Annotated in this window: 1 protein-coding gene; it reads left to right on the plus strand. The window is 40.2% G+C overall.

Annotation, left to right across the window (positions count from 1 at the left end):
* Positions 1-259: hypothetical protein (locus RTW80_RS29855; protein ID WP_312721772.1), on the plus strand; the 259-nt coding region annotated here is incomplete at both ends.

Raw genomic sequence — 259 nt, forward strand, 5'->3', positions numbered from 1 at the left:
GGGATGGAGAGTTACTGGATGCGACCAATTCGATTTTATGAATCGGATAGACGTAACTTTCTAGGAACGTTGTTCAGTGAGGGTGGTCTACCTTTTCGTTTACTGAAGGAATCAGATAGTAGTTTTCAAACCGTATTTTCCCGGATCCTTAATCAGTATGAACAAGCTCAGATAGCAGGTTTTTCCATGCTTTCGCTGGTAAGAAACATTATAGAAAGATCTTCGCTTCCAGCTGTTTTTATTGAAGACACATCAGTAG

The organism is Escherichia sp. AM3, from assembly GCF_032029835.1.
Taxonomy (GTDB): domain Bacteria; phylum Pseudomonadota; class Gammaproteobacteria; order Enterobacterales; family Enterobacteriaceae; genus Escherichia; species Escherichia coli.